Genomic DNA, 6,000 nt, shown 5'->3' on the forward strand with positions numbered 1-6,000 from the left:
CTATTTGTCGGTAAATCGATATCCTTTATCGAATCGTTGATATATCGAAAAAATCGTTGATATATTTTAAGTTATGATAGATATATTTGAAAAATCGTTGATATATTATTAGCTTACTTCCCCTTAAACCCCCGATATAAGGCCGTCCGTAACTCTTGCTTATACTCTTCAATTTCTGGCATTTCGAGTTCTTCTGCTAATCTGATAGCTAATTCAATATCATACGGTACTCGTACAAGTTGAATAGAAAAGCTCGCCGCTTCTTTTTCATTATATGTTCCTTCAAATATTAAATAGGAAGCTTGCGTTATTTCAAGTGGGTTTCCTACGCTACCGGCATTACATAACGTTTTCCCTCTGAAATTTTGAACGAACGCTTGGTGAACATCGCCGTAACAAACGACATCTGGTTTTCTTTCTCCTTCTATATTTTCTGTCAGATCACTATTTTCGAACATACTAATACGTTCTTCTCTTGAAGCGTGTGGTTGAATTCTTTCATATAAACTTCTCGGTGAAGCGTGAAACATACGAATGAGTTTTCCACTCATAAAAAATTCGATTGAAAATGGTAAACTTCTTAAATAATCATTTTGTTCTTCCGATAATTGTTTTTGATGCCATTTTAATGCTTCAAATTCAGTCGGCTTTGTAATAAAATCATCCCAGTTTCCCATTACGACTACTTCACATTCTTTACGAATGATTTCAATTGCTTCACTGGAATGAGGTCCTTTTCCTACTAAATCTCCAAGACAAATAATGCGCTCGATTCCTCTTAATTTAATATCATTCAACACGGATTCTAATGCTTGAATATTACCGTGAATATCTGAAATTACTGCTATTTTATCCATATAAATTACTCCTTTATTTATTACATTCGCTTGATTGATACCATTTTGGAATATAGGATGAAAAATCATTATGATCTTCTAAAATTCCATTTAATCTTTCCTTCATATCATCTACTAAATGCGGCGTACTTCGATTCGTCCAAACGATATCCGCTGGGAATGTCATCGCGGCGTACAATGTATAGAGTTTCCAAAAATGAAGCGATGGTTCGCCTCCGCAATAACCGTGAACTTGTCCAACCGCAAATGGTTTGCTTATATTCGTTGTAAATAGTGCTACTTTATAAAAATCATGAATAGGATCACCAATATCGAATCTAGCAAAATCTATGACAGCCCGAAACTCATTTTGGTCAATCATTATATTAGCCGGATGAAAATCGTCATGTAAAAATACGATGGGACGATTTTTTAATAAATCTTTATGATTTCCTACAAAATCTATCACTGTATTTAAACGAAAAAAGTCTACTTCATATTCTTTCAACGCTTCTAAGTATCTCTCATATTTACTCCATATAGACATTTCCCATGAATTACTTTTATCTTCTTTTTCAACTAAATGAATCTTTTTTAGTACTTCTCCAGCCTTTTTTCCAGCCCTATACTGCTCTTCTGTAGACAACGTTCTTAATATATCTTCACCATCTAATCCATCAATCCATTCAAAAACTTGTACACATTTATTGAATTTAGTAAGACTAATAAAATGAATTAATTTTGGCATAGGAATATGTAAAGAATCTAGCTGCTGCATATATTCATATTCTTCCTGCTTCCGTTCAAAATATGATGAATCGCATACTTTAATAAAATACGAGGCCCCACTCTCTAATTCAATTTTATATTTCTCATCGAATGAAAAGCCTTTTGAAATAACAGTCGCTTTTAACATACGAGGCCATTCTAGTATTCTCTCTATCTCCCTAAGCATTTCTTCCACAACGTTCACCTCTATTAATATATGTACAAACTACCTAGCACTTCATGCTCTCGTTTATTTCCACCTTTAAACTCTACTGCAAATGGATATTCGCCATTCTTATTCAAATGTTCTAGTACTAGCCCTTCTCCAATCGGTTCACAAAACTGCACATGAATATTTCCAAACACTACACTTTGACTCTCAGCATTCCATTTTTCATTTTTCACAACTGAACTTGTAGATAGTCCCATTACTTTTTTCCATTTCCGTACTGTTTCTCGAACGTTTTTTACTGCGTAATGAATCGTTTCAATTTGTTGCACTTTGTTTTTATGTTCAGTGATCGTCCTACTGTTACGTAAATCGTTTCTTCTTTCTTCGTCCGTTTCATTCCACTGTATAAAGAAAGGTAATTTCGGTCCGTTCTCTTCTTGCCTAACAAATAACATTTTCCATTCTAAAAGCCGGCCATCTTTTCTCATGCGTTTCCCTTCAAATGGCCCTATCGTATGTAAGCCGTACTTATTAAAGTTAACTGCTAGCTCCTCAATTGCATCTGTTCGGATCGCGATTTGTAGCATTCCTTCTCCATTTTGTAGTTTCACCACTGTTTCTTGTACTAATGGATTTTCTGCTTCTTTCGCTTTTTCTTCATGTTGAACTGCTAAAAATTCTATATATGATAAATCAAAATAACTTAAACTATTCCAAGTACCCCAATTCGTATGCTCTCCGCCTAATACAGTATGAAATCCAAGTTCCTGCATTTGTTTTGCCGCTTCCTCCGGTGTACCATGAACTGCGTGAACAAGATGATCAAATCGTAACATGTCTTTCTCCCCTTTCTCTCCATCCTTTTATTGTATATTTTATTTTTATTTCATTCAATTCAAAAACTTTAAAACCTAGTTGATTTATACGATTAATATGTATTATAATGAAACAAATTTAATTATTGCTGATTGGAAAAACCAAAGGCACTTTTCTCATACGGGAAAAGTGTCTTTTTCATTTATTATTACAGGGGGATTATTTATGCAGAAATTAATTGTCTTTGCTATTATTGGATTTTTCGCTCAACTGATCGATGGAGCACTCGGAATGGCGTATGGGGTAACGTCTACTTCACTATTATTAATGTTTGGTATTGCACCGGCTGTAGCTTCCGCATCGGTTCATTTAGCTGAAGTCGTTACAACTGCAGCTTCTGGCGCATCTCATATCAAATTTGGAAACGTTGATAAATATACAGTTTCCAGGCTTACATTACCTGGGGCAATCGGCGCATTTGTTGGGGCATGTTTTTTTAAGTAATTTGCCTGGAGATGTAATCAAACCGTACATTTCCGTATTTTTATTTACTTTAGGGGTTTATATTTTATTACGATTCATCATTCAAAAACAAATTGTCACTTCAAATAAGCGTATGTCTGCAAAACAACTTGTGCCGCTTGGTTTATTCGCTGGATTCGTTGATTCAACTGGTGGCGGTGGTTGGGGGCCGATTACGACACCTGTTCTTCTAGCAAGAGGAAATGAAGCTAGAAAAGTTATTGGATCTGTAGATACGAGTGAATTTCCTGTTTCACTCGCTGCAACAATCGGCTTCTTCATCTCACTTGGCTGGGAACAAGTAAGCTGGGTTTGGGTATTTTCTCTCATGCTCGGTGGTATCGTAGCGGCACCAATCGCGGCATGGCTAGTTCGCATCGTTCCTTCTCATTTACTTGGCGTATTAGTTGGTGGTCTTATTATCTTTACAAACATTCGTACACTGCTTACTACATTTAAAGTGGATCCAACTATTATTTCACTTTCTTACGTTGCAGTTGGTCTTGTCGTTATTATTTCTATTTTCATTGCTGTTCGTAATCATTCCAATCGTCCTAATACGTCAACGGCTGAGTATCCGAATGATCAGAAGCAAATGCTACCATAACTATAAAAAATACCGCTCAATTTAGAGCGGTATTTTTTATTTTTCTATTTTCCAATTAATCATCATTTCTGTAGCATTTACTCTCTTCATATGTAACTTTTCTAAAACACGCATCGAACTATAATTATCTAGAAGTGTCTCTGCAATTATTGTTTCTACCTCACCTGTTTTGAAAGCCCAATCGATTAGTTCTTTTACAGCTTCTGTTGCATAGCCCTGATTCCAATATTTCTCAATGAATCCATAGCCAATTTCTACTGTTTGATCCTCGTTTGGTTTCCCTTTAAACCCAATATCACCTAAAACGCTATCATCTTCTTTTCGAAGAACATACCACGCCCCCCATGGTAATAAAGTTGCATCTTGTTTTACATTCTTTACATGCCCTACAATATGCGGGCCGCTATTGTATCCTTGCTCGTTAGCGACTTGAATCCTCTCTTCTGTACACGGCACTATATAGAGCCTTTCTGTTTCTAATTTCATTTTGATTTCCCCTCGTAGAATATAGTTTAGATCAGTATTTCTGCTTTCTAATTACCCTGATTTTAAAAAAAATAGATAACAAGATTCCTTACGGAATTTGTTTCGATATTATTGAATTTCCCAGATACAATGGATGTATGGAAAGGATCCATCGGGAATTTGCTCATTTCCCCTGTAGCTCTGTCTACGATAAAAAGTCTGTTACCCGAGCCATTGCTATCACTACCAACACACTAGCTGTTTCGATAACTGATTGGGCTTTTGGATAGTAGTTCAAAAGGTAGCCCCCAAAAGTTGTCATTGTATTCTCGTAGGCGAGGTTGTGGTTACGCAATGAGCTTCTGGGAAATCCCATAGTATCGAAGCATATTCCAAATAACCAATGAAAGGAGGTCCTTCCAAATGAACTTATTTGTCGGATTAGATGTCAGCTCTGAGAAACTAGATGTGTGCTTTTTATCAGACGATAACCAATTGACAATTCTTCTTGAAGCGAGTCTCGGAAATGACGTGAAAGGCGCTCATCAAATTAAACAAAAAATTTTAGAATTTCAAAATGTGTACTCGTTTTCTCAAATCGTCATAGGCATGGAGTCAACTTCTATGTACAGCTTTCATCCTGCTACATTTTTTAATGAGGATCGAGAATTAAAGCGTATAAATACCGTCGTTACCATCGAAAATCCTTTTCGCATCAAGCAATTCAGTCGAATATTTGATGAAGATAAAACAGATAAAAATGATGCGATGCGAATCGCTGACTTTTTAAGAATCCAAAGATTCACTACGTCTCCCATTAAAGAAGAGAAATATATGGCTCTTCAACGTTTAACTCGCACACGTTACCAATTAATTGGACAACTTGTAGAAACGAAACAACATTTTCTCGAAAATTTAACTTACAAATGCAACACGCTCACGCGTGAGTTAAAGAATAGCGAAACTCCTTCTTCTGTATTTGGAGCTACCTTAATCGCTTTAATGACAGAAGATTATGGGTTAGAAGAATTAGCTCAAATGCCTTTAACAGATTTCGCCTCTTTGCTTCAAGAAAAAGGTAACGGCCGGTTTAAAAATCCAGAAGGATTAGCGAAAACGATTCAACGAGCCATTACTATGTCTTATCGTTTAGGAGAAGTCGCTCAAGAATCCATCAATATTATCCTGAGTATTCTTGCTCGCGAAATTCGTGCACTCGAAGCCAGTATCAAAGACCTTGATAAGGCAATTGAACAGCTCGTAATGGTCCTACCAGAATACCAATGCTTGACGAGTATTCCTGGTGTTGGAAAAGTGTATGCTGCTGGATTACTAGCTGAGATCGGACAAATCCAACGATTTGAAGACCAAACGAAACTAGCTAAATATGCCGGATTAAGCTGGAAAATCAAGCAATCTGGAAATTATCAGTCTGAAAATACGCCCTTAACCAAACAAGGCAATCGTTATCTTCGCTATTACTTAGTTGAGGCTGCCAATTCAGTAAGAAGATATTTGCCTGAATATCAAGCATTTTATCAAAAGAAATACAAAGAAACACCCAAACATCAACACAAAAGAGCCATCGTCTTAACCGCAAGAAAATTTGTGCGTCTGGTGGATACGCTACTACGTAACCATCAACTCTACACGCCACCAAGGAGCGTGATAGAAAAATAACACTTTGTTATTGACGCAATCTTGGAAACGGCCCGAAAAAATTTCATTTTTGGTCGGGTCTATTTCCGTATGCTGAAAAAATCGCACCTAGAAAAAATCAGTCTTGTTTTACTCTTGACTTATTACCACTAGAC

Annotated in this window: 5 protein-coding genes and 1 pseudogene; 2 read left to right on the forward strand and 4 right to left on the reverse strand. The window is 36.4% G+C overall.

Annotation, left to right across the window (positions count from 1 at the left end; genetic code table 11):
* Positions 1-113: 113 nt before the first annotated feature.
* From V6946_RS15965 to V6946_RS15975, 3 genes are read right to left on the reverse strand one after another with little or no spacing between them, the layout of a single operon-like run.
* A complete protein-coding gene (locus V6946_RS15965) occupies positions 114-857 on the reverse strand; it encodes a metallophosphoesterase (RefSeq protein ID WP_000357656.1) in 744 nt (247 codons plus the stop codon).
* A 13-nt stretch (positions 858-870) separates the two neighbouring features.
* Positions 871-1,800 carry an aminoglycoside phosphotransferase family protein gene (locus tag V6946_RS15970; RefSeq protein ID WP_006926036.1) on the reverse strand — a complete coding sequence of 310 codons (930 nt, stop codon included), beginning with the start codon at positions 1,798-1,800 and terminating at the stop codon, positions 871-873.
* Positions 1,801-1,814: 14 nt separating this feature from the next.
* Positions 1,815-2,612: a VOC family protein gene (locus V6946_RS15975; protein WP_006926038.1), complete on the reverse strand. Its 798-nt coding sequence runs from the start codon at positions 2,610-2,612 to the stop codon at positions 1,815-1,817.
* Positions 2,613-2,817: 205 nt separating this feature from the next.
* On the opposite strand from V6946_RS15975, the pseudogene V6946_RS15980 reads away from it, so the two are divergent.
* Positions 2,818-3,721: pseudogene (locus V6946_RS15980) on the forward strand (sulfite exporter TauE/SafE family protein).
* 36 nt (positions 3,722-3,757) lie between these two features.
* On the opposite strand, the gene V6946_RS15985 reads toward V6946_RS15980, so the two are convergent.
* Positions 3,758-4,207 (reverse strand): GNAT family N-acetyltransferase, encoded by a 450-nt coding sequence (locus V6946_RS15985; RefSeq protein WP_000764607.1) that lies wholly within the window; start codon positions 4,205-4,207, stop codon positions 3,758-3,760.
* Positions 4,208-4,609: 402 nt separating this feature from the next.
* Here V6946_RS15985 and V6946_RS15990 point away from each other — a divergent pair, with 402 nt between their 5' ends.
* Positions 4,610-5,866, forward strand: a complete 1,257-nt coding sequence (locus tag V6946_RS15990; RefSeq protein ID WP_256426878.1) for an IS110 family transposase — start codon at positions 4,610-4,612, stop codon at positions 5,864-5,866.
* Positions 5,867-6,000: the final 134 nt, after the last annotated feature.

The sequence above is a fragment of the Bacillus sp. PPSBB_2 genome, assembly GCF_045291115.1.
GTDB classification, from domain to species: domain Bacteria; phylum Bacillota; class Bacilli; order Bacillales; family Bacillaceae_G; genus Bacillus_A; species Bacillus_A cereus.